This is a genomic window from Streptomyces sp. TRM68367, from assembly GCF_014495685.1.
In the GTDB taxonomy this organism is placed as follows: Bacteria; Actinomycetota; Actinomycetes; order Streptomycetales; family Streptomycetaceae; genus Streptomyces.
The window spans coordinates 1-3,961 of record NZ_JACTVI010000213.1 but is presented as its reverse complement, the minus strand read 5'-3'; the positions used below and the strand labels follow the sequence as shown (position 1 = coordinate 3,961).

Below are 3,961 nucleotides of genomic sequence, written 5' to 3'. Positions count from 1 at the left end.
ACGAACCGATCAACTCATCGAAGCGACCCATACCGCATCAACGAGCCCAACTACCGCAAGAAACCCACTAATTCATCGACAGGCCCCCAGTTCGACCCGTACCGCGGGGACCTCGACGGGCAGGTTGGCGCCTTTGCTCAGTGACCTGGCTGTCATGGGGCTCAGTCTGCCGGGTCAGGGGCGAGGAAGGGCCGACCTTGCCCAACTTGATCGCGGCACGGGGTCGTGGGCCGAGAGAGAAGGCGAGGAGGCCCGGGACGAGAGAGGTGCGGACCGAGAGAGGATGCGGCGCGGGCGGGGGCGGGACGAGCGCAGTGGTCCGTCCCGCCCCCGTCAGCCATCAATCCGAAGACCGACATGTGCGCAACGCCAAGCGCTCGCTTCTTCACGTAGTCAAGTGACTTCGCAAACTCTTGAAGTTCTCGCACTTTTCCGCTTATTTCTTTCTACTGAGCCTTTTCCAACCTCGCACTGAAGCTGCGAGGTGGAGCGTCTGGACGAAAATCCCTTGTGGCCAAGGGTGGCGATCGCTCTACGGTTGCTCCCCGTGACCATCGAGATGCCCTACCAGCAACTTCCGATCGACCAGTCCGACGTGCGCTACATCCACGGACCCGATTCCGCTCTACAGCCGGGCGTGCCCGCTGGCGAGACGGTCGAGCTCGAGTGGAGGTGCAGCGAGGTCTACCCGGGAACCTTCCGAAAGTTCTGGGTACATGTGCCTGCGCAGTACGACCCAGCGGAACCGGCATCCCTGATGGTGTTCCAGGACGGATGGTGGTACCTGGACCCCGCAGGGGAGGTACGCGGCGCGATCGTCCTGGACAACCTCATTCACCGCGGCGACATCCCCGTCACCATCGGTGTGTTCGTCGATCCTGGCGTCTTCCTCAATGCGGAGAACCCGAAGAACCGCAACAACGAGTACGACGCCTTCGACGACCGGTACGTCACCTTCCTCCTTACCGAGATCATCCCGCAGGTTGCGGAGCGCCATACCATCGCCCAGTCGCCCGAAAGGTGGGGCATCTGCGGCGGGAGCAGCGGCGGCAACTGCGCCTTTACCGCCGCGTGGCTGCGTCCGGACAAGTTCCGCCGCGTCATCGGATACCTGTCCAGCTTCGCGCAGATGCCGGACGGCAACCACTACCCAGACCTCATCTCCCGCGTCCCCCGCAAGCCGCTGCGCATCTTCATGCAAGGCGGCCACCGCGACCTGCACTGGAATGAGCCACAGTGGAACTGGCTCGCCGAAAACCTGCGCGTGGCAGCCGCTCTCGCTGAAGCGGGCTACGACTTCCGCCTTGTCCTGGGAGACGGCGGACACAGCCCCAACCACGGCGGCGTCCTGCTGCCCGACGCTCTGCGCTGGCTGTGGCGGACCGACGAGGTTTGATCGATACACGCATCATCCAACATGGCGCCGGCTGCGGTGAGGTGGGCTGCACCCTGTTCGCATAAAGGCGTGAAGCTCCCGGTAGGCGAGTTCACAACAAGATACTCGCTTGACCAGGAGCGTCGTCGTGCTTGTCTACCCGTCCGCGATCGACCTGTCCAGCTCACACTTGCGCTTCCTGACCGGGCAGTTCGCCGAGCGCCGCCGACAGGTCGGCACCGCTGGCGGCGCTTGCCCCCGAATCGGCAGGCCCTGCTCGTCCTGTGAGGTTCCCCCGAGATGCGGGGAAAGGTGACAGCAGGTCAGATGGGTGTCATGAGAGGAGCCCTGACGATGCCTGCCCCGAGGAAATACCCGCTGGAGTTGCGTGAGCGTGTGGTGCGCATGTACCGGACAGCCGAGCCGAAGCCCGTGATCCGTCGGATGGCCGAGGAACTCGGCGTGCATCACGAGGCCCTGCGGGGCTGGATCCGGCAGGCCGAGGCCCACGACCGGCTCCCCGGAGCCGCCGCGGCCATGGTCGACGAACCCCATCCCCCGGCCCGAACCGCCCGTGCGACTTTCACCGCAGGCGGCTCTCCAGTGATCTTCGTGTTCCGTCAGCCGTCGGCGTGGATGTCGGTGTGACAGTCGCGGCAGGCCACGAGGGCTTTGCGCCGTTTCCTGAGCATCACCTGCACCCATGGCGGAAGCGGCTGCCTGCGTTCGGACAGATCTGCGAGGCTGCGGACGTGATGGACGGCGATGCCGTCGGTACTGCCGCAAATCTCACAGATACCGGCGAGGAGTCTGGAGACCAGCTCCCTGCGCCGAACGACTGTTCCGGCCATCGGCTTATCGATGATCAGAGCGGTCTTCTGGTCCGTCGCAGCGGAATGCCACCGAACCGTACGACCAGCGCTTTCCTGCCGGGACGCTCTGTGGTGACCTGGAAGCACACGCGGGGACCGACCGGGGTGTCGACCTTGGACCGGTACTTGCGGCCATGGCCGAGACGGTCGATCGGTGCTTGCCGGCGAGCGTCTTGAGGAGAGACGTCTCCATGACCCAGTGGAGTCGGGTCAGCCGGAAGACGTCACTGGCGAGCAGGTAGTACTGGACGATGCCCCGGTACTCGGCCCCGAACTTCCTGACGATGTCCCGGTCGGGAGCGCCGAACAAGTCGGAGCAATGCGCGGGTTTGCCGCGCTTGAGGTAGTGGGAGCAGTAGGCGTTGATCACCGCAATCGGCACCCGCAGTCGGATCACGCCGTTGACGGATCTGCGTCCGTTCGTGATCTTCGTGCTGCTGTGCTGGACGGTGATCTCGTAGCCGAGGAACCGTGCCGCCTCTGTGCGAGCGTGGGTGATCAGGGTCTTGTCGGGCGACAGTTCGAGCTTGAGGTCGTCGCGCAGGAACTGGGCCAGCCGTGCCTTGATCTCCTCGGCTTCGGCCTTGGGTCCGATGAACCCGAGCAGGGTGTCGTCCGCGTAGCGGACATAACGGAGCCTGCGGTAGCCCGGGTCCTGTGGATCCGAGCTGGGCAGGGCCCGCAACTGCTGGCGCAGGTTCCGGAACTCGGCCTGAGCGCCTCGTCCGTGGGCTCTGCGCATCGCGTAGTACAGCCTGTGGTACTTCCGGTTCGGCCGCCGGGAGACCCCTCGGGTGTATTCCGGAATGAGGACCGTCTCGATGAACGTGTCCAGCCGGTCCAGGTAGATGTTCGACAGGACGGGGGACGCGACTCCGCCCTGCGGGGAACCGCTGAGCGTCGCTTTGAAGGGCCAGTCTTCCAGGTACCCGGCTTGCAGCATGTTCCTGATCAGCCGGAGGAACCGGCCATCGTGGATGTTCGCCGCCAGCGTCGCCATCATGACGTCGTGGTCGAGACTGCCGAAGCAGTCGGCGATGTCCCCTTCGACGAACCAGGTCGTGCCCTGCCAGGCGTCCGCGATCTTACGAAGCGCGGAGTGGCAGCCCCGACCCGGCCGGAAACCATGGGAGGCGTCGCTGAAGGTCGGCTCGTAGTACGCCTCCAACAGCAGACGTACGACTTCCGCCACCAGCTTGTCCCTCCACGGAGGAAGGCCCAGCGGGCGGCGTTTGCCGTTCTTCTTCGGGATGTAGACCCGGCGTGCCGGACTCCACCGGAAGCGCTCGTGGCGCAACACGTCGATGACGCGTCCAATCTTGTCCAACGACATGCCGTCCACGGTCTCCCCGGTTGCCCCGGGCGTCATCGACCCCTGGTTGGAGTAGAGACGCCCGTAGGCCAACAGATACAGCTGCGGGTTGAACAGTTGTCGATACAGCTCCTCACACGGCAGATTGCGCCTGCCGCGGTCACGCAGGACACCCAGCACCGTTTCGGCGCTCTGCATTTCGCATACCTCCCAGACCGGGATGTCCGATCACCTGTGCCCCTTCGACCTGCGGACGGTGTTACCGCCCTCCCCGGCAGATCGTGACTCCTGCGACTACTACGGGCACTCCGTCGCCCTAGGTCCTGTCTGGAGTTCGGATCACGAGTGTGGTGCGATGCTGCGGAGCCAGAGCATCGCACCACACAGGTGCAGTCCGGCCTC

2 protein-coding genes and 2 pseudogenes are annotated in these 3,961 nt (G+C 64.8%); 3 read left to right on the top strand and 1 reads right to left on the bottom strand.

Annotated elements, in window-relative coordinates; genetic code table 11:
* Positions 1-484 precede the first annotated feature (484 nt).
* The 3 genes and pseudogenes from H8R17_RS44650 to H8R17_RS44645 all read left to right on the top strand — a co-directional run bounded on the left by H8R17_RS44650 (position 485) and on the right by H8R17_RS44645 (position 2,023).
* Complete coding sequence (locus H8R17_RS44650) at positions 485-1,396, top strand: alpha/beta hydrolase-fold protein (RefSeq protein WP_316959747.1); 912 nt, start codon at positions 485-487, stop codon at positions 1,394-1,396.
* A gap of 127 nt (positions 1,397-1,523) precedes the next feature.
* Positions 1,524-1,660, top strand: a pseudogene (locus H8R17_RS49020) (IS5/IS1182 family transposase); the annotation flags it as partial.
* 69 nt (positions 1,661-1,729) lie between these two features.
* A complete protein-coding gene (locus H8R17_RS44645; protein WP_187828869.1) occupies positions 1,730-2,023 on the top strand; it encodes a transposase in 294 nt (97 codons plus the stop codon).
* Here the strand turns inward: H8R17_RS44645 and H8R17_RS44640 are convergent.
* Positions 1,996-3,757 (bottom strand): annotated as a pseudogene (locus H8R17_RS44640) (reverse transcriptase domain-containing protein). The gene H8R17_RS44645 and the pseudogene H8R17_RS44640 overlap by 28 nt on opposite strands.
* Positions 3,758-3,961 lie beyond the last annotated feature (204 nt).